Below are 18951 nucleotides of genomic sequence, written 5' to 3' on the forward strand. Positions count from 1 at the left end.
TCGCGTCCGCGGCGCCCCGCGCCCGGGGACCCCGCCGGCCGCCCCCGCGCGCCCGGTGACCCCGCCGGCCATCCCCGCGCGCGTGGCGCCCGCGCCGCAGGGCCAGGAGCCGGTGAGCGCGGGGGGCGGGGAAGCCCCCGGCGACGAGTGACGCGCCCCGCCGAGCCCGCGCGCGAGGCGGGCTCGCCGCGGCGAGTCGTCAGGGCGCCTTCCGGCGAGCTCAGCCCGCGGCCGCGGCGGGCGGGCTGCCCTCGCCGGGCCTGAGCTCACCCGCGTCCGCATCCGAGGCGCTGCGCTGGTCGCGCTTGCGCCCGGGGTGGTCGCGCATGCCCGGCGCGTACGGCATGACCACGTTGCGCCCCGCGCGCTTCGCCGCGTACAGCGCCCCGTCGGCGCAGTCGATGAGCGCGCCGAGGTCGCGCGCGTCGTCCGGGTAGATGGCGACGCCCACCGAGATGGTCACGTGGCCGGGGCCGACGCCCGGGTGCGGGATGGCCGCGGCGGTCACGGCGGCGCGCAGCTTCTCGGCGGCGACGAGCGCGGCCGCGCGGTCGGCGCGGGCGAGCACCACCGCGAACTCCTCGCCGCCGTAGCGCGCCACGACGTCCACCTTGCGCGCGGCCCCGCCCAGCACCGCCGCGACCCGGCGCAGCACCGTGTCGCCGGAGGCGTGGCCGAAGGCCTCGTTGTAGCGGCGGAAGTGATCGACGTCGACGAGGGCCACGGCGGTCGCGTGGTCGAAGCGCGCGCTCCGCTCGAGCTCGTCCTCGAGGCGCGCGAACAGGCTCCGGCGGTTGTGCGCACCCGTGAGCGCGTCCGTCTGTGACAGCCGGACCATCTTCTGGTGGAGGCGCGCGTTCGCGACGGCGATGGCGGACTGCGCCGCGATCGCCTCGAGCAGCCGGCGCTCCTGCGGCGAGAGCCCGCCGCCCGCCGGCCGGAGCGCGATCGCCCCCGCGCCCTCCTCGCCGCGGGCCATCGGCACCTCGAGCCAGCCGGGGCGCGCCTGGCCCGGGGGGAGCCGGGTGCCGACCGCCGCCCCGTCGCTGCCGTAGGCGGCGCGCACCACCCGCTCGCCGGTCGCCTCGTCGACGAGGAGCACCTGGAGCTCCGCCGCGCCGAGGGCGCTCCCCACCTGCGCGGCGGTCGCGCGGACGAGCTCGTCGAGATCGAGCGTCGCACCGAGCGTGCGCCCCAGCTCGAACAGCAGCGTCAGCTCGCGCACGCGCGCCTCGAGCTCCGCCTTGAGCGAGAGCTCGCGCTCCATCGAGGCGATCGACGCCGCGTCCTCGATGCGGCGGACGTGGAGGTCGGTGATGGCGGCGAGCGTCTCGTTGTAGGTGCTCGCCACCTGGCCGATCTCGTCCTCGCCCTCGTCCGGCACGCGGTGCAGGAAGTCGCCCTCGCGCGCCCGCCGCATGCCCGCGGCGAGCCGCCGGAGGCGGCGGTCGACGACGTAGCGCACCACCACGAGGTGCATCGCCGCGAGCCCCGCCGCCAGCACGACGAGCGCCACGAGCGCGATCCGGTGGAGCGGCTCGACGGCCGGCGCGAGCGCCCGGCTCTCGTGGCGCAGCCAGAGGACCACGGCGAGGGAGAAGAGGAGGCCGGGGGCGCCGACCGCGATGAGCAGCTTGCGGCCGATGGAGCGCCGGATCGATCGGAGCATGGGCGAGGGAAGGTTATAACCCGTCGGATGCGTCTCCTGACGAGCGAGCGGCTGGCCGCCTTCCCGCACGGCTTCACGACCCGCCCCGGCGGCGCGTCCCCGCCGCCCTGGGACGCCCTGAACCTGGGGGGCGCCGTGGGCGACGAGCCGGCCCGGGTCGAGGAGAACTGGCGCCGGCTCGAGGCCGCCACCGGGCTGCGGTTCGCGCGCGTCCGGCAGGTGCACGGGACCCGCTGCCTCCGGGCGACGGCGGCGACCCCGCCGGCGGAGGAGGCGGACGCGGTCGTGTCCGTCACCGCCGGCGTCGCCGCGTGCGTCTCGGTGGCCGACTGCGTGCCGGTGCTCGTCGCCGATCCCGAGGGCGGGGCGGTCGCCGCGGTCCACGCCGGCTGGCGCGGCACGATCGGGCTCGCCGCCGCCGAGGGCGTCCGCGCGCTCGCGCGGGAGGGCGCCGACCCGGCGCGCCTCGTCGCCGCCATCGGCCCGTCGATCGGGCCGTGCTGCTACGAGGTCTCGGCCGAGCTCGCCGAGCGGTTCCGGGCGCGCTTCGGCGCCGAGGTCGTCCGCGCCGGCGCCGCTGCGCGCCTCGACCTGTGGCGCGCGAACCTCCTCGCGCTCGAGGAGGCCGGGGTGCGTTCCGAGCGCGTCGAGGTGCTCGGCCGCTGCACCGCCTGCGAGCGGGAGCTGTTCTTCTCTCACCGTCGCGACGCGGGGCGCACCGGGCGCCAGGTAGGCTTCATCGCACCCGCGTCCGCTCCCGGCAGCGCACATCCGCGGCGGCCAGGCGAGGGGCCCCTTCCTTGACGGGCGGCCCCCGAACCCTAGAATTTTCCAGTTTTGAGACCCCTCGCGCGAAACGCCTCCGCGGCGCTCGTCGTGTTGCTCGGCTGCGCCGGCGGCGGCGCCGCCGCGCCCTCGGAGGTCGAGGCGCTCCGCGCGGAGGTGCGCGCGCTGCGCGCCGACAACGAGGTGCTCGCGCGCAAGGTGGACGGGCTCTCCGCACGCATGGAGCTCGCCGGCGCGCGCGCCGCGCGAGACCCGGCGCCGCGCCGCGCCCCGGCCGCCGAGGCGCTCCCGCCCGTGGTCCCGCCCGACCTGGCGGTCGTGAGGGTGGAGCCCTCCGAGCCGCCCCCGGTCGTCCTCAGGATGGCTCCCTCCGAGCCGCTCCCCGCGGTGGTCCCCGCCGCAGGCGCACCCCAGCCCCGGCGCGCGCCGCCGCCCGTGCCGACCGCGATCCCCATCGCCGAGCCCGCGCCCGAGCGGCTCGAGGCGCTCGCGCTCGGCGGCGGCCGCGAGCTCTCGGTCGAGGCCGATCGCGAGCTCCGCGCGGCGCGCCGCCGCGACGGCGTCGCCCGCGCGCACGCCCTCGAGGACTTCGTCGCCCGCTACCCGCGCCACCCCGCGGCCGACAACGCGCTCGTCGAGGCGGCCGAGTCGTACGCGGCGGCGGGCAAGGACGACGCGGCCTGCGCGCTCGCGGCACGGGCCGGCGACGACTACCCCGCCGGCGACGCGCTGTCCGGCGCCCTCGAGCGGCTCGCCGCCTGCGAGTCCCGGCGCGGCTCCGCCAGCGCGGAGCGGCGCATCCTCGAGCGCCTCGTCACCGAGTTTCCGAGGACCCCGGCCGCCGAGCGCGCCGGGACTCGCCTCGCAGCCATCTCCGGGCAGGGCGGCGACACGTCGCCGCGCGTCCCGGCAAGGAGCGGTCCATGATCCGCAGACACCTCGTCGCCGTCCTCGCCCTCCTTCCGGCCGCTGCGCTCGCGCAGGCCGGGGCGCTCGACGCGGCGCGCGACGCCGCCCGGACCGCGAGCGCCGATCCGCAGGTGGAGGCCACCGGCGCCGTGCAGGACGGGGCGCCCTCGGAGACCGCGGCCGCCGTACCCGCGGACGCGGCCGGCGCACCGGCGGCGGGCGAGGAGGGCCTCGCGCCGGCCGTGGCCGGCACCGCGCTCGCGCTGGAGGACGCCGCCACGAGCGGCGGCCAGACGCCGGACACGTACACGATCCGGCCCGGAGACACGCTCTGGGATCTCTCCGGCCGCTACCTGAACAACCCCTGGTACTGGCCGAAGATCTGGTCCTACAACCCGGACATCGAGAACCCGCACTGGATCTACCCGGGCAACCTGCTCAGGTTCTACCCCTCCGCCGACGAGGGCCCGACGCGCGTCGAGCCGGCCGGGGAGCCGGTGGCCGAGGCCGAGGAGGCGCCGCCGCGCGAGCTCGAGGACCTCTCCCGCGCGGACGGGAAGTCCGACGACGACGGCGACGCGGTGGCGGTCGTCGGGCCCTACAAGATCGGCTACGTCTCCCCGCGCGCGCTCCTCGCGCGGCACGACACGTTCGTCACCCCGCGCGAGCTCGCCGAGTCGGGCGCGATCAAGGCCGCGTTCGAGGAGAAGCTCATGCTCTCCAGCCACGACAAGGCGTACGCGCGGTTCGAGCGGCGCGCCGAGGTGAAGCCGGGCGAGACCTACGTCATCTTCAAGACGGAGCGGCCCATTCGCCACCCGCGCACGAACGAGCTCTTCGGCTGGCAGTCCACCGTGCTCGGCGCGGCCAAGGTGGTCGCGGTGGACGACAAGGCGGCGACGCTCGTCATCACGCAGTCGTTCGAGCCCATCGAGCGCGGCGCCATGCTCGGTCCGTGGACGGAGCGCTTCCTCCGCCGGGTGGATCGCCGCGCGAACCGCCGCGCGCTCGAGGGCACCATCGTCGGCGGCCAGGTCCAGGTCGTCACCCAGCTCGGAGAGCACCACGTCGTCTTCATCGACCGCGGCTCCGCCGACGGCGTGGAGGAGGGCAACGTCTTCACGGCGGTCCGCGCCGGCGACCCTTACGGCCGCGCGCCGGGCCTGCCGGCCTGGGATTCGAGCCTCCCGAAGGAGGACATCGGCGAGATGCTCGTCATCGACGTGAAGGAGCGCGCCTCGGCGGCGCTCGTCACGCGCAGCCTCGTGGAGCTCGCCATCGGCGATCGGGTGGAGATGCGCGCCGTCCGCTCGGCGGCCGAGGGGGCCGGCGGTCGCTAGCTCCACCGTCCTCCGGGTGCGCGGGCGCCGGCCAGGCCGTCGCTCTCGCACGGCTTCCCGCGCGCCCTCCCGCCGGCCGCAATCCTACCGGTTTACGGGAGGTAGGAGGCCGTTTTGACCGTGTCGGCAGGTACGGTCCGTGCATTCGGCGGCGGGTCCCCACCTTGACGCTCCACCACCCGGTGGGTATATGGCCCCGCTCCATGGAGGAGGCGACCACCATCCGTCCGGGCGACGGCCTTTACCCGGACCGCCTCGCGCAGACGCCCGATCGTCCGGCCGAGCTGCGCCTGCGCGGCGCGCTCGCCGACCTCCGGCGCGTCGCCGTCGTCGGCTCGCGCCACCCGGACGCCTACGGGGAGGAGATGGCGCGCCTCCTGGCTGCGGGGCTCGCCCGGGCGGGCGTCTCCGTCGTCTCCGGCGGCGCCCTGGGCATCGACGCCATCGCGCACCGCGCGGCGCTCGACGCGGCCGGCCACACGGTCGCCGTCCTCGGCACCGGCGTCGACGTGCTCTACCCGGCCTCGAACCGGCCGCTCCTCCAGCGCGTGCTCGCCGAGGGCGGCGCGATCCTCTCCGAGCTGCCCGACGGGACGCCGGGCTTCGCCGGGAACTTCCCCCGGCGGAACCGGATCGTCTCGGGCCTGTCGGAGGCGGTCGTGGTCGTCCAGGCCGGGGAGAAGAGCGGGGCGCTCATCACGGCCGACTGGGCGCGGACGCACGGCGTGCCGGTGTTCGCGGTGCCGGGCGACGCGCGCGAGCCGCTCTCCGCCGGGCCGATCGCGCTCCTCCGCCGGGGCGCGAAGGTCGCCGCCTCGGCCGAGGACGTGCTCGGGGCGCTCGGCATCCCGGCAGCGCCGGTCGCCGAGCGGCAGCTCGCGCTGCCCGCGCTCGCCGCGCCCGAGAGCGCGCTCCTCGCGGCGCTCGCCCGGCGCCCGCGTCACGCCGACGAGATCGCGCGCCAGGCGGGCCTCGCGCCCGGCCCGGCGCTCGCCGGGCTGCTCACCCTCGAGCTCGAGGGTTTGTGCGAGCAGCGCCCGGGCCATTACTTTCTGCGCCGCACGTAGGGGGACCCCGACAGATGCCGAGAGCCACGAAGGTCGCAGCCGCGGAGGGCATGAAGAAGGAGAAGGCCGCTCCGCCCAAGCGCGCCGCGAAGAAGCCCGCGGTGGGGGGCAACCTCGTCATCGTCGAGTCGCCCGCCAAGGCGAAGACGATCAAGAAGTACCTCGGTCGCTCCTACGACGTCCGCGCGTCGGTCGGCCACGTGAAGGACCTGCCGAAGTCCAAGATCGGCGTCGACGTCGAGGCGGGCTTCACGCCGCAGTACGACGTCATCAAGGGGAAGGCCAAGGTCCTCTCCGAGATCAAGCGCGCCGCGCGCACCGCCGAGCGCGTCTTCCTCGCGACCGACCCCGATCGCGAGGGCGAGGCGATCGCCTTCCACATCGCGGAGGAGATCGGCGACTCGGGCGACGGCCGCGTCCGCCGCGTCCTCTTCAACGAGATCACCAAGAACGCGATCCAGAAGGCGATCGAGAAGCCGCTCGACCTCGACCGCAAGAAGTTCGACTCGCAGCAGGCGCGCCGCATCCTCGACCGGCTCGTCGGCTACCAGATCAGCCCCATCCTCTGGAAGAAGGTCCGCCGCGGCCTCTCCGCCGGGCGCGTCCAGTCCGTGGCGGTGCGCCTCGTGGTCGAGCGCGAGCGCGAGATCGAGGCGTTCAAGCCCGAGGAGTACTGGACGCTCGAGGCGGAGCTCGCCGCGAAGCTCCCGCCGGAGTTCCGCGCCCGGCTCTCGAAGGTCGACGGCCAGAAGGCGGAGCTGAAGGAAGGCGCGGTCACCCACGCGCTCGTGAAGGACCTCGACGGCGCGACCTACGTCGTCGCCAACGTCGACAAGAAGGAGCGCCGCCGCAACGCGCCGCCGCCCTTCACGACGGCGAAGCTGCAGCAGGAGGCGGCGAACCGCCTCGGCTTCACGGCCAAGAAGACGATGACCCTCGCGCAGAAGCTCTACGAGGGCGTCGAGCTCGGCGACGAGGGCGCGATCGGCCTCATCACGTACATGCGCACGGACTCCGTCCGGCTCTCCACCGAGGCGGTGGACGCGGCGCGCGGCTACATCGCCGACGCCTACGGCAAGGACCACCTGCCGGAGGCGCCGAACGTCTACAAGACGAAGGCGAAGGCCGCCCAGGAGGCCCACGAGGCGGTCCGCCCGACCTCGCTCGAGTGGACGCCGGCCCGCGTGGCCCCGTACTTCGAGCAGATCGGCGAGCGCGACATGTACCGGCTGTACGAGCTCATCTGGAACCGGTTCGTCGCCTGCCAGATGGTCCCGGCGGTCTACGACCAGACCACCGCGGACATCACCGCCGGCCGGGCCACGTTCCGGGCCACCGGCTCCATCCTCAAGTTCCCCGGCTACCTCGCCGTCTACGGCGCGAAGCCGCCCGAGGAGGAGGCCGGCGCCGAGGAGGAGGCGAAGGAGAACGGCGATCGCGAGAAGGCGAACGAGGAGCGCCAGCTGCCGCCGCTCGAGGCCGGCATGACGCTCGACCTGCGCCGGCTCCTCCCCGAGCAGCACTTCACGCAGCCGCCCCCGCGCTTCAACGAGTCGTCCCTCGTGAAGGAGCTCGAGCAGCGCGGCATCGGCCGGCCGTCCACCTACGCCGCCATCCTCGAGAACATCCAGGAGAAGACCTACGTCGAGAAGGTCGAGCGGAACTTCAAGCCGACCCACCTCGGCCTCGTCGTCACCGACGAGCTCGTGAAGAGCTTCCCGCGCGAGATGGACCTCGCCTTCACCGCCGGCATGGAGGAGCGCCTCGACGAGATCGAGGAGGGGAGCGCCGCCTGGCAGCAGGTCCTGAAGGACTTCTACGACAGCTTCAAGGACGACCTCGCGAAGGCCGAGGTCAACATGCGCGACGTGAAGCGCCAGGAGATCGCGACCGAGCTCACGTGCGAGAAGTGCGGCAAGCCCATGGTCATCAAGTGGGGCCGCATGGGCGAGTTCCTCGCGTGCTCCGGCTACCCCGAGTGCCGGAACACGATGAACTTCAAGCGCGAGGACGGGAAGATCGTCCCGGAGAAGGAGGAGGACGTCCCGACGGACGAGAAGTGCCCGGAGTGCGGCGCCGCGATGGTGATGAAGCGCGGCCGCTTCGGCCGCTTCCTCGCGTGCACCCGCTACCCCGAGTGCAAGGGCACGAAGCCCATCTCCATCGGCGTGTCCTGCCCGAAGGGCTGCGGCGGGTACATCACGGAGAAGCGCTCGCGCCGCGGGAAGACCTTCTACGGCTGCTCGTCCTATCCCAAGTGCGACTTCGTGTCCTGGGATCGGCCCCGGAACGAGGCCTGCCCGCAGTGCGGCAGCGCGTACCTCCTCGACAAGTACTCGAAGAAGACGGGCCCGTACGTGGCCTGCCCGAACAAGGAGTGCGGCTACCGGCGCGACTCCGAGGCGAAGGGTCCGGAGACCGCGCCCGAGAGCGCGTAGCCGAGATCCGATTCTCGCCCCAGCGAGCGAAGCGAGCCCGCCGGGGCGCCTACGCGTTCGCGGCGAAGCCGCCACGCGGAGGCGCCCCGGCCCCGGCGAGCAGGGGTGGGGCCCCGACGACGGCGGTCAGCCGTCGGCGGGGCGGGGGCGCAGCCCCCGTCAGATCAACGCGCCTACGCGTTCGCGGCGAAGCCGCCACGCGTAGGCGCACGGGACCCGGCGAGCAGGGGTGGGGCCCCCGACGACGGCGGTCAGCCGTCGGCGGGGCGGGGGCGCAGCCCCCGTTAGATCAGATCCCCGGCTGGGGCGGCGCGACGAACCTCGGCGCCGCGGCCCGCTCGCTCCCGGCCGCGCACTCCGTGCAGAGGAGCGCGTAGGGGAGGGCGGCGAGCCGCCGCGGGTCGATCTCCTGGTCGCAGTCCTTGCAGATCCCGTACGTCCCCGCGTCGATCCGCGCGAGCGCGGCGTCGATCTGCTGGAGCTCCCGGCGCTGGTTCTCGGAGAGGCGCGCGAGGGTGTACGCCTCGTGGTCGGTCTGCGCCCCCTCCTCGAACTCCGGATCCCGCTCGGCGGAGCGGAGCGCGTCGAGCTCGGCGTCGGCGCGGCGGAAGGTCTCGAGGATCACGCGGCGGCGGCGCTGCAGCTCGCTCTTCAGCGTCTCGAACCTGTCGTCGGCCACGTTGCGTTCCTTTCGTCGGGACGGTAGATGGAGCGCGCCCGGTCCGGCCGAAACCTCTCTCGCCGCCGCCCCCCGGGCCCCGGGCGCGCCCGGCTCGAAACCTGCGCACCGCGGGTCGAGGCGGCCAGGTCGTCGGGGTTCCGAGAGATCGGTAGGCGCCCGGCTGGCGGGGAGCCAGCCATGCGATGGGACGACGGGTGGTCATGGGACAGGCGCACGTGACGGTGATCGGCGGCGGGCTCGCGGGGAGCGAGGCCGCGTGGCGGCTCGCCGAGGGCGGCGCCGAGGTGGAGCTCGTCGAGATGAAGCCGGGCCGGCGCTCGCCCGCTCACACGCAGGGCGGTCTCGCCGAGCTCGTCTGCTCGAACTCGCTCCGCTCCGACAACCCGCACAACGCGGTGGGGCTGCTCCACGAGGAGCTGCGCCGCCTCGGCAGCCTCGTCCTCTCCGCCGCCGACGCGACCCGCGTCCCGGCGGGGGACGCGCTCGCCGTGGACCGCGAGCGGTTCAGCGCGCTCGTCGGCGCGCGGCTCCGCGCCCACCCTCGCGTGCACCTTCGGGAGGAGGAGGTGCTGCGCCTCCCCGAGGGGCCACAGCTCGCGCTCGTCGCGACCGGGCCGCTCACGGGCGACGCGCTCGCCGCGGACATCGCCGCCTTCGCGGGCGGCCGGCTCCACTTCTACGACGCCATCGCGCCGATCGTGGCGGCGGACTCGATCGACCGTTCGATCGCGTACGCGCGCTCGCGGTACGGCAAGGGCGCCGGGGACGACTACCTCAACCTGCCCTTCGACGAGGCGCAGTACCGCGCCTTCGTCACGGCGCTGCTCGCCGGCGAGAAGGTGCCCGCGCACGACTTCGAGGAGCCGCGCTACTTCGAGGGCTGCCTGCCGATCGAGGTGATGGCCGAGCGGGGCGCGGAGGTGCTCGCGTTCGGGCCGATGAAGCCGGTGGGCCTCGAGGACCCCCGCACCGGGCGGCGCCCGCACGCGGTGGTGCAGCTCCGCCGCGAGGACGTGGAGGGGACGGCGTACAACCTCGTGGGGTTCCAGACCCGCCTCACCTGGCCGGAGCAGCGGCGCATCTTCCGCGAGCAGGTGCCCGGCCTCGCGAACGCCGAGTTCGTGCGCCTCGGCCAGATCCACCGGAACACGTTCCTCGAGGCGCCTCGCGTCCTCGCGCCGGACCTCTCCGCGCGGGAGCGGCCGCACCTGTTCTTCGCGGGCCAGATCACCGGGGTCGAGGGCTACGTGGAGTCGGCCGCGTGCGGGCACCTCGCGGCGCGCGCGATCCTGGACCGGCTCGCCGGAAGGGGCTTCCGCCCGCCTCCCCCGGCGACCGCGCTCGGGGCGCTCCATCGACATCTCACCGGCGAGGCCCATCCGCCGGGGTACGATTACCAGCCGTCGAACGTCGTCTTCGCGCTGTTCCCCCCGCTCACCGGGCGCCACCGCGGCAAGGCCGCGCGGAAGGAGGCCCACGTCGAGCGGGCGCGAAAGGAGATCGCGCCGTGGATCGACCCCGTTGCGGACGCCACCCCTGGAGCCTCCGGGCCCTGACCCTCGCCGCCGCGGCCGCGCTCGCGGCGGGATGCACCGGCGAGCACGACGCCGCCAAGAAGCACGGGCTCGGCCGCGCGGTGATGCGCGGGCAGGTGCGCGCCCTGAAGGCCTCGGCCGACGGCGCCTGGCTCGCGTTCCTCGACGGGTGCGCCGAGGTGAAGGGGCAGTACCTCCCGCCCCAGACCGCGAGCTGCGCGCTGCGGGTGGTGGCGGCCGCCGGCGGCGAGGCCCGCAAGGTGGCGCCCTCGGTCACCACGCTCCCGCACGGGTTCGCGTGGGCGCCCCAGGGCGCGGTGCTCGCCGCGCTGGGCGAGTACGACTACCTCTCGGGCGCGGGCACGCTCTACGTCGCCCGCGCCGGCGGCGAGCCGGCGAGGATCGCCGACGGCGTGACGTTCACCGGGTTCGTGCCGGGGAGCGAGCGCGTGGCGGCGATCGCGGGCGGGCGTCTGCTCTGGGTGAACCCCGGCGAGCCCCCCGCGTGGCTGCCCGGGGCCGAGGGCCTCTCCTCGTTCGAGCTCCTCGCCAAGGACGGCGCGCCGCGCGCCGGGGCGACCACCGCGCTCGCCCGCCGCGGCGTCCGCGCGGGGGGGACGCTGCTCGCCGTTCGCGCCGCGAGCGAGCCTCCCGCCCGCGTGGCGGAGCGCACCGGCGAGTACGCCTTCGCGCCGGGCGGCGCGGCCTACGCGTTCACCGTCCAGACGGCGACCGGGTACGACCTCATGCTCTCGACGGGCGGTGCGCCGGCGCGCGTCGCGCGCCAGGCGGGCGCGTTCGCGTTCTCGCGGGACGGCGCCGCGCTCGCCTACGTCGCGGGGATCGCGCCCGGGCAGCAGGGCGAGCTCCACGTCGGCCCCCTCGGCAAGCCGGGCGCCCTGTGCGGTCGCGAGGTGGGCGAGTTCCGCTGGGCGGCCCGCGCGCCGCGCCTCGCCTGGCTCGAGCAGTACGATCCGCGAGTCCGCGCGGGCGTCCTCGGCGCGGGCGGCCCGGGGCAGTCGCCCCGGACCTTCGGCGCGAACGTCTCCGAGTTCGAGGTCTCGGCGGACGGCGCCCACGTCGCGATGCTGCAGCACACGACCCGGGGCGGGTACTCGGTCGACCTCGCGCTCGCGCACCTCGACACGCCGAAGGGGACGCCGGCGGAGCGGGTCGCCCAGGGCGTGTTCGGCTTCGCCTTCTCGCCCGACGCGCGCTGGCTCTACTACCGCACCCGCTGCACGCGGAACGGCGAGGCGTGCGACCTCGAGCGCGTCCCGGCCGCCGGGATCGCCGGGGGGAAGAAGCCGGAGGCCGTGGCGCAGGGGGTGAAGAGCTTCGAGTTCGACCCGCGCGACCCCGGGCGGCTCCTCCTCACCTGGCAGCGCTCCGACATGATCGCGCTCGACGTCGCGCTCTGGGAGGGCGGGAAGCTCCGCTCGATCGACACGCACGTGCTCCCCGGCACCGCTCGCTTCCTCGGGCCCGACTCGCGGGGCGTCGCCTACGCGGTCGCGGACCCGAAGCGGGCGGGGGTGTACGTGGCCGACCTTCCGAGGTGAGGGGCGGCGCGACCTCGACCTCGACCTCGACCCAGAATTCGCCTCCCGCCCACCCCGGTGCTACCGATCGCAGCGTGCCCGTCGACGAGGGGACCCTCCCGCCCGAGATCCAGCGCTTCGCGGCCTACCTCCGCACGGAGCGACGCGCCTCGCCGCACACGGTGAAGGCGTACCTCACCGACCTCGCCCAGTACGCTGCGTACCTCGCGAGCGCAGGGCAGGGGGTCGTGCCGTCCTCGCCCGCGATCGTGCGCGCCTTCCTCTCGCGCGCGGCGGCGGACGCCGGCGCGACGAGCCTCGGGCGCAAGCTCTCCGCGATCCGGACGCTCTACCGGTTCCTCGTGCGCGAGGGGCTCGCCCAGGCGAACCCGGCGCGCTCGGTCTCCGGTCCCAGGCGCCCGAAGCGGCTGCCCGAGGTCCTGCCCGAGGAGGAGGTCGCCGCGCTCGTGGAGTCCCCCGCGCTCGCCGCGCCCCTGGAACTGCGCGACCGCGCGTTCCTCGAGCTGCTCTACGCGAGCGGGCTGCGCGTCTCGGAGCTCACCGGGCTCGACCGCGGCTCGCTCGATCTCGGCGGCCGGCTCGTGCGGGTCCTCGGCAAGCGCAGCAAGGAGCGGATCGTCCCGTTCGGCGTGACGGCGGCCGAGGCGATCGGCCGCTACCTCGACGAGGCGCGGCCGGTCCTCGCGGCGGGGCGCGACCACGCCGGCGCGCGCGAGGCGCTCTTCCTCAACTACCGCGGCGGACGGCTCAGCCCACGCTCGGTCGCGCGGCGGCTCGACCGGGCGGTGATCGCGACCGGGCTGCCTCGCCACGTGCACCCGCACGTGCTGCGCCACTGCTTCGCGACGCACCTGCTCGGCAACGGCGCCGACCTGCGCGGGATCCAGGAGCTCCTCGGGCACGCCTCGCTCTCGACGACGCAGCGCTACACCCACGTGGACTGGAAGCGCCTCGCCGCCGTCTACGACTCCGCCCATCCGCGCGCGAAGCGCGAGCGGAGCTGACCCTCGCGCTCCGGCCGCCGCGTCCCGCGGCGATCTCCGCCGTTGCCCGGGCGCCCGTCCGGCGCTACCTACGGGCGATGCGCCCCTTCCACGGCACCACCGTCCTCTGCGTCCGCCGCGACGGCAAGGTCGTCATGGCGAGCGACGGGCAGGTCACGCTCGACAAGACGGTCATGAAGTCCACCGCGCGGAAGGTCCGCCGGCTCGCCGAGGGCTCGGTCCTCGCGGGCTTCGCGGGCGCGACCGCCGACGCGTTCCAGCTCTTCGAGCTGTTCGAGAAGAAGCTCAAGGAGCACGCGCGCTCCTTGCCCCGCGCGGCCGTCGAGCTCGCGAAGCAGTGGCGCACGGACCGGCTCCTCCGGCGCCTCGAGGCCATGCTCGTCGTCGCGGATCGCGAGCACGTCCTCGTCCTGTCCGGCGCGGGGGACGTCATTGAGCCCGATCCCGTCCCGGGCGGAGCGGTCGTCGCCATCGGCTCGGGCGGTCCGTACGCCGTCGCGGCCGCGCGCGCCCTCCTCGCCCACTCGCCCCTGCCGGCGCGGCAGATCGCGGAGGAGTCGATGAAGCTCGCCGCGGAGATCTGCATCTACACGAACGCGAACCTCACGCTCGAGGAGCTCTAGGCCGTGAAGCCCCAGGATCTGTCGCCGAAGGAGATCGTCGCCGAGCTGGACCGCCACGTGGTCGGGCAGGGCAACGCGAAGCGCGCGGTGGCGAACGCCCTCCGCAACCGCTGGCGCCGCCAGAAGGTCGGGCCGGAGCTCAAGGACGAGATCCTGCCCAAGAACATCGTGATGATCGGCCCGACCGGGGTGGGGAAGACCGAGATCGCGCGGCGCCTCGCGCGGCTCGCCGGGGCGCCGTTCGTGAAGGTCGAGGCCTCGAAGTTCACCGAGGTCGGCTACGTGGGGCGCGACGTCGACGCCATGGTGCGCGACCTCGTGGAGGCCGCGGTGAAGCTCGTGAAGGAGGAGGAGGTCGAGAAGCTCCGCGAGCGGGCGCGCGAGGCGGCGGAGGAGAAGGTCCTCGACGCGCTCGGGTACGGTGGCGGGTTCGGGCTCGGGTTCCGCAGCGCGGTGTCGCGCGTGCGCGGGGAGGGCGAGGGGGAGGCGCCGCCGGCGGCCGGCGGCCGCGAGCGGGCGCGCGCGCAGCTCCGCGCCGGCACGCTCGACGACGAGCTCGTCGAGGTGGAGCTCACCGAGAAGCCGCCGCCGATGCCGTTCATGGCGCCCGGCATGGAGGACATGGCCCAGGGCCTCCAGGACATGATGAGCCAGCTCGGGAACAACCCCATCGTGAGCATGCTCGGGGGGGGCCAGAAGAAGCGGAAGCGCAAGGTGCAGGTGAAGGAGGCGCTCGAGCTCCTCACGCAGGAGGAGGCCTCCCGGATGGTCGACATGGACCGGGTGGTCCGCGAGGCGCTCGATCGCGCGCAGAACGCCGGCATCATCTTCATCGACGAGATCGACAAGATCGCTGGGCGCGACGCCGGGCACGGGCCGGACGTGTCGCGCGGCGGCGTGCAGCGGGACCTCCTGCCCATCGTCGAGGGGTCGAACGTCAACACCAAGTACGGGGTCGTGAAGACCGACCACGTGCTCTTCATCGCCGCCGGCGCCTTCCACGTGGCGAAGGTCTCGGATCTCATCCCCGAGCTGCAGGGCCGCTTCCCCATCCGCGTCGAGCTCGAGCCGCTCGGCCGGGAGGACCTCGTCCGCATCCTCAAGGAGCCGAGGAGCTCCCTCGTCCGCCAGTACACCGCCCTCCTCGCCACCGAGGGCGTGGACGTGCAGTTCCGCGACGACGCCGTCGAGGAGATCGCGCGCATCTCCGCGGAGGTGAACGAGCGGATGGAGAACATCGGCGCGCGCCGGCTGCACACGGTGATGGAGCGGCTGCTCGACGGCATCTCCTTCGACGCGCCGGACCTGCGCGGCCAGCGGATCGTCATCGACGCCGCGTACGTGCGGGAGCGGCTCGAGGGCATCGCCCAGGACGAGGATCTCGCCCGGTACATCCTGTAGCGGCGGCCCGCCGTCCACCCCTCCGGGCGGCCGATCGCTCACCGCCCCACGTGCCCGCTTGCCGCGGGCGAGCCACGGACCGACGGTGGCTCCGGAGGTCACCATGCTCTCCCGCCGCCTGGCCCCGCTCGCGCTCGTCCTCGCCGCCGCGGGGATCGCGCCCGCGGCGGCGCGCGGCGCGGAAGAGGCGCCCGCCGCGCGCGAGCTGCCGGAGGGGCCGCTCGGGGACACGATCCGGCTCGGGAAGGAGCTCTTCGAGCGGACCGGGACGCACCCGCTCACGCGTCGGTACGTGAAGAACGCGCTGAGCTGCGCGTCCTGTCACCCGCAGGCCGGAGCGCAGGCCGGCGGCGCGACCCTCGTCGGCGTCGCGGCGGCCTATCCGGCGTGGTCCCCGCGGGAGAAGGCGGTCATCACGCTCGAGGATCGGGTCCTCAACTGCTTCATGCGCAGCATGAACGGGCAGCGGCCGCCGAACGGCGGCGCACCCGCCGTCGCCATCACCGCGTACCTCACGTGGCTCTCGACCGGCGAGCGGATCGCGCAGAACCCCAAGGCGCCGCTCGGGCCGCGCAGCTTCCCGAAGCTGTCCGTGGATCCGGCCAAGGTCGACACGGCGCGCGGCGCCGCGCTGTACGCGGAGCGCTGCGCCGCGTGCCACGGCGAGGACGGCCAGGGCGACCCGCCGGTCTGGGGCCCGCGTTCGTACAACGCGGGGGCGGGGCTCGCGGACGCGACGAAGCTGGCGGGGTTCCTCAAGGTGACGATGCCGCCGGACGAGCCGAACCTCCAGGACGGCGAGGCGGTCGACCTCGCGGCGTTCGTGAACGCGAAGCCGCGGCCGGACTTCGACCTGTCGCGTCACCTGGGGCCGTCCGGCGCGTACAACGCGACCGTACGAGAGGAGCGCGTCCGCGCGCCGACGTGGCCGCCGCGCCCCGCCGGCAAGCGCTGACCCGCGGGGCCCGCGCCGCTCTAGAACACCCGCCCCGCCGCTGCTATAAGCGCTAGATGACCGGCAACAACGAGGCCGTCGCAAAGCGCGCGCAGAAGGTGCTCACCCCCAACTACCGGCAACAGCCGGTGGCGATCGCGCGCGGCGAGGGCGTCCGGGTCTGGGACGCCGACGGGAACGAGTACCTCGACTTCCTGGGCGGCGTGGCGGTCAACGTGCTCGGGCACTGCCACCCCGCGCTCGTGAAGGCGCTCGAGGAGCAGGCCCGCACGGTGTGGCACGTCTCCAACCACTACTTCATCCCGCGCCAGGTGGAGCTCGCGGAGGCGCTGCTGAAGGTGACCCCGTGGGCCAGCCGCGCCTTCTTCTGCAACAGCGGCGCCGAGGCCAACGAGGCGATGCTGAAGCTCGCCCGCAAGTACCACCACGACCTCGGCCACCCCGAGCGCAACGTGATCGTCTCGTGCGACGACTCCTTCCACGGACGCTCGCTCTTCACCGTCACCGTGGGCGGGCAGGAGAAGTACCGCCAGGGCTTCGAGCCCCTCGTCCCCGGCGTACGCCACGTGAAGTTCGGCGACGTCGCCGCGCTCGAGGCCGCGCTCGACGGCACGGCGGCGGCCTTCATCGTGGAGCCGATCATGGGTGAGTCGGGGGTGATCCCCGCGCCCGAGGGGTACCTGCAGGCGGCGCGCGAGCTCACGCGGCAGCGCGGCGTGCTGCTCTGCCTCGACGAGGTCCAGACCGGCATGGGCCGGACCGGGAAGCTGTGGGCGCACGAGTGGGCGGGCGTCGTCCCCGACCTCATGTCGAGCGCGAAGTCGCTCGGCGGCGGCTTCCCCATCGGCGCGCTCCTCGCGTCGGAGGAGGTCGGCCAGCACCTCACGCCCGGCAGCCACGGCAGCACCTACGGTGGCAATCCGCTCGGCTGCGCGGTGGCGCTCGCGGTGCTCGCGGAGCTCGCGGGCGGCGTGCTCGAGCGGTCGCGGGAGGTGGGCGCGCGGCTGCGGGCGGGGCTCGAGCGGCTCGCCGCCGGCGGCCGGGTGGCCTCGGTGCGCGGCCGGGGCATGCTGCTCGCGCTGGTGGTGAAGGGCGTCTCGGCGGCCGAGGTGATGAAGGGCGCCCGCGCCCGCGGCCTGCTCGTCAACGCCATCGGCGAGGACGTGCTGCGCCTCGCTCCTCCCCTCAACCTCACGGCGGCCGAGGCGGACCTCGCCGTCGAGCGGCTCGCCGCCGCCCTCGCGGCGGCGCCCGCGAAGTCCTGATCCAGCGGAGATCCCCCCATGGCACGCCCGACCGGCACGAAGCGCGACTTCCTCCGCCTCACCGATCTCGACCGCTCCGAGCTCCTCGAGCTCGTGGAGCGCGCCGCGGAGTGGAAGCTCCTCGGCAAGCGGGGGCCAAGGCCCCTCGAGCACGCGACCATCGGCCTCGTGTTCGAGAAGGCGTCGACGCGGACGCGCGTCTCGTTCGCCGTGGCCGCCTACCAGCTCGGCGGCGACGCCATGATGCTGTCGCCGCGGGACACGCAGCTCGGGCGCGGCGAGCCCATCCGCGACACCGCGCGCGTCCTCTCTCGCTACCTCGACTGCCTCGTCGTCCGCACCTTCGAGCACGAGAAGATCGAGGAGATGTCGCGCTACGCCTCGGTCCCGGTGGTGAACGCCCTCACCGACTCGTCGCACCCCTGCCAGCTCCTCGCCGACCTGCTCACCGTGACCGAGCGCTTCGGCGCGGACGCGCTCTCGAAGGGCGGGCTGTCGGTGGCCTGGATCGGCGACGGCAACAACATGGCGAACAGCTGGCTCGAGGCCTGCGTCCTGCTCGGCTTCGACCTGCGCATCGCGTGCCCCGAGGGCTACGATCCCGATGCGAAGCTCCTCGCCCGCGCCGGCGCCCACGCGCGGGTCGTGCGCTCGCCGGCGGAGGCCGTGGACGGCGCCCACGTCGTGAACACCGACGTCTGGGCGAGCATGGGCCAGGAGGGCGAGGCGGCCGAGCGCCAGCGCCGGTTCGCGGGGTTCATCGTCGACGAGGCGCTCATGCAGAAGGCGCGTCCGGAGGCGATCGTCCTGCACTGCCTCCCGGCCCACCGTGGCGAGGAGATCTCCGACGGTGTGCTCGAAGGGCCGCAGTCGGCGGTGTTCGACGAGGCCGAGAACCGGCTCCACGCCCAGAAGGCGCTGCTTGAGCTGCTGCTGTCCCCCCGCTAGAGGTGGGTCCGGCCATACCGGGCCTTTCGGGTGGCGCACCATCCGTGGTGTGCCGCGTTGACCCTCCCCGTGACGGCCGGTAATGTCGCCTGGCCAGCGGGTGGCGGGGGTCATCTGGCTTGAACAGCGACAAATTCAGAGGGTTCCGGTTCGCACCCGCGGACCTCGCCGAGGACGTCGAGCTCGAGCTCGACCGTCGGAAGGACGTCCTGTTCGCCGCAGCCCACGCGGACGGCTGGACCCACTGGGAGGCGCTGGGCCTGCCGTGGAACGCCTCGGTGGAGGCGGCCCGCGCTGCCTACCTCGAACAGGTGAAAGTCTTCCACCCCGACCGCTACGCAGGGCGCCGGCTCGGGAGCTACCGGGAACGGCTGGAGCGGGTGTTCCGCAGGGTCACCGAGGCGCGGGACGTGCTCGCGGACGAGGACCGCCGCGCCGCCTACGCCCGGGAGACGGCGCCGCCCGAGGCGCGCGCGAAGCTCGAGGCTCGGCGCCTCGAGGACGAGCGTCGCGCGGCAGAGCGCCGGGCCCGGCTCGTCCGCCAGAACCCCATCGTCGGTCGCGCGTCGCGCGTGGGCGAGCTCGTCGCGCGGGGGAAGGAGGCGCTCGCGGAGGGCCGCCTCGCGCAGGCCGCGGCCGACCTGCAGCTCGCGCTCGGCCTCGACCCGCGCCACCCCGACGCCGTACGCCTCGCCCCGGAGGCCCGCCGCCGCGCCGCCGCGCAGCGTGGCGGGTGGCTCGTCGACGAGGGCGCGGCGGCGGAGGCC

The 18951-nt window shown here is 74.8% G+C and carries 16 protein-coding genes; 14 read left to right on the top strand and 2 right to left on the bottom strand.

Annotated elements, in window-relative coordinates; translation table 11 throughout:
- Positions 1 to 220: 220 nt before the first annotated feature.
- Positions 221 to 1669, bottom strand: coding sequence for a diguanylate cyclase (locus tag MNZ29_RS19310; protein WP_242341302.1), 1449 nt, complete (start codon positions 1667 to 1669; stop codon positions 221 to 223).
- A gap of 27 nt (positions 1670 to 1696) precedes the next feature.
- On the opposite strand from MNZ29_RS19310, the gene pgeF reads away from it, so the two are divergent.
- The 5 genes from pgeF to topA all read left to right on the top strand — a co-directional run bounded on the left by pgeF (position 1697) and on the right by topA (position 8209).
- Positions 1697 to 2473, top strand: a complete 777-nt coding sequence (gene pgeF, locus MNZ29_RS19315; RefSeq protein ID WP_242341301.1) for a peptidoglycan editing factor PgeF — start codon at positions 1697 to 1699, stop codon at positions 2471 to 2473.
- 33 nt (positions 2474 to 2506) lie between these two features.
- Positions 2507 to 3382: a tetratricopeptide repeat protein gene (locus MNZ29_RS19320; protein ID WP_242356374.1), complete on the top strand. Its 876-nt coding sequence runs from the start codon at positions 2507 to 2509 to the stop codon at positions 3380 to 3382.
- Positions 3379 to 4704, top strand: a complete 1326-nt coding sequence (locus MNZ29_RS19325) for a LysM peptidoglycan-binding domain-containing protein (protein ID WP_242341299.1) — start codon at positions 3379 to 3381, stop codon at positions 4702 to 4704. Before MNZ29_RS19320 ends, MNZ29_RS19325 begins: the two co-directional genes overlap by 4 nt.
- Before the next feature lie 203 nt (positions 4705 to 4907).
- Positions 4908 to 5771: a DNA-processing protein DprA gene (gene dprA, locus MNZ29_RS19330; RefSeq protein WP_242341298.1), complete on the top strand. Its 864-nt coding sequence runs from the start codon at positions 4908 to 4910 to the stop codon at positions 5769 to 5771.
- 14 nt (positions 5772 to 5785) lie between these two features.
- Positions 5786 to 8209 carry a type I DNA topoisomerase gene (topA, locus tag MNZ29_RS19335; protein ID WP_242341297.1) on the top strand — a complete coding sequence of 808 codons (2424 nt, stop codon included), beginning with the start codon at positions 5786 to 5788 and terminating at the stop codon, positions 8207 to 8209.
- Between the two features lie 289 nt (positions 8210 to 8498).
- On the opposite strand, the gene MNZ29_RS19340 is transcribed toward topA, so the two are convergent.
- Positions 8499 to 8888 carry a TraR/DksA C4-type zinc finger protein gene (locus MNZ29_RS19340; RefSeq protein WP_242341125.1) on the bottom strand — a complete coding sequence of 130 codons (390 nt, stop codon included), beginning with the start codon at positions 8886 to 8888 and terminating at the stop codon, positions 8499 to 8501.
- 203 nt (positions 8889 to 9091) lie between these two features.
- Here MNZ29_RS19340 and trmFO point away from each other — a divergent pair, with 203 nt between their 5' ends.
- The 9 genes from trmFO to MNZ29_RS19385 all read left to right on the top strand — a co-directional run.
- Complete coding sequence (trmFO, locus tag MNZ29_RS19345) at positions 9092 to 10447, top strand: methylenetetrahydrofolate--tRNA-(uracil(54)-C(5))-methyltransferase (FADH(2)-oxidizing) TrmFO (protein WP_242341126.1); 1356 nt, start codon at positions 9092 to 9094, stop codon at positions 10445 to 10447.
- On the top strand, positions 10399 to 11988 hold the full coding sequence (locus MNZ29_RS19350) for a hypothetical protein (RefSeq protein ID WP_242341127.1): 1590 nt from the start codon (positions 10399 to 10401) through the stop codon (positions 11986 to 11988). Before trmFO ends, MNZ29_RS19350 begins: the two co-directional genes overlap by 49 nt.
- Positions 11989 to 12062: 74 nt before the next feature.
- Entirely contained in the window at positions 12063 to 12992 is a 930-nt protein-coding gene (gene xerC, locus MNZ29_RS19355; protein ID WP_242356376.1) for a tyrosine recombinase XerC, read from the top strand.
- Between the two features lie 77 nt (positions 12993 to 13069).
- Entirely contained in the window at positions 13070 to 13615 is a 546-nt protein-coding gene (hslV, locus tag MNZ29_RS19360; RefSeq protein WP_242341129.1) for an ATP-dependent protease subunit HslV, read from the top strand.
- A gap of 3 nt (positions 13616 to 13618) precedes the next feature.
- Positions 13619 to 15016, top strand: a complete 1398-nt coding sequence (hslU, locus tag MNZ29_RS19365; protein WP_242341130.1) for an ATP-dependent protease ATPase subunit HslU — start codon at positions 13619 to 13621, stop codon at positions 15014 to 15016.
- A gap of 103 nt (positions 15017 to 15119) precedes the next feature.
- A complete protein-coding gene (locus MNZ29_RS19370) occupies positions 15120 to 15971 on the top strand; it encodes a c-type cytochrome (RefSeq protein ID WP_242341131.1) in 852 nt (283 codons plus the stop codon).
- 56 nt (positions 15972 to 16027) lie between these two features.
- A complete protein-coding gene (locus MNZ29_RS19375; protein WP_242341132.1) occupies positions 16028 to 17236 on the top strand; it encodes an acetylornithine transaminase in 1209 nt (402 codons plus the stop codon).
- 18 nt (positions 17237 to 17254) lie between these two features.
- Positions 17255 to 18184 (top strand): ornithine carbamoyltransferase, encoded by a 930-nt coding sequence (gene argF, locus MNZ29_RS19380; protein ID WP_242341133.1) that lies wholly within the window; start codon positions 17255 to 17257, stop codon positions 18182 to 18184.
- Positions 18185 to 18303: 119 nt separating this feature from the next.
- A partial coding sequence (locus MNZ29_RS19385) for a DnaJ domain-containing protein (protein WP_242356378.1) occupies positions 18304 to 18951 on the top strand: 648 nt, incomplete at its 3' end.

The sequence above is a fragment of the Anaeromyxobacter sp. SG64 genome (genome assembly GCF_022690745.1).
Classification (GTDB): domain Bacteria; phylum Myxococcota; class Myxococcia; order Myxococcales; family Anaeromyxobacteraceae; genus Anaeromyxobacter; species Anaeromyxobacter soli.